Source organism: Verticiella alkaliphila (assembly GCF_018904615.1).
Lineage (GTDB): Bacteria > Pseudomonadota > Gammaproteobacteria > Burkholderiales > Burkholderiaceae_B > Verticiella > Verticiella alkaliphila.
On the sequence record NZ_JADCNH010000115.1, the window covers coordinates 1 to 362 of the forward strand.

Sequence of the window (362 nt, forward strand, 5' to 3'; positions counted from 1 at the left end):
CGACAGCGCCGAGCGCTGCCTCACGCATTGGCAGACGCACGGTCTCGCCCGACCCCGCTTGTGGCACACCGAACTGGACGTGACCACTGGCGATGCCTCGCTCTTCAAGGGCGCGGCAGGCTGGGTCTATCTGCAGGCACGGCTGCTCGCGCCCGAGCGCATCCCGTGTGCATTGCTGCCGCTGCCGCGCGGCTGAGATCAGGAGAAGCCCTGCTTGTGCAGACCGGCGCCAGACACGCTGGCGAGCGTGTCGTCGTCCAACACCTCTTGCTGCGCGAAATGCTGGCGCAACGCGTCTTCCGACACGGTGACGCCCTGGGCGCGGGCGCGTTCCACGATCAGGGCTGCCGCCTGCGCCGGGC

The 362-nt window shown here is 69.6% G+C and carries 1 protein-coding gene; it reads left to right on the top strand.

Translation table 11 applies throughout. The features are described from left to right. The coding region (locus IMZ29_RS22470) for a hypothetical protein (RefSeq protein ID WP_216188483.1) at nt 1–196 on the top strand (196 nt) is incomplete at its 5' end. Nucleotides 197–362: the final 166 nt, after the last annotated feature.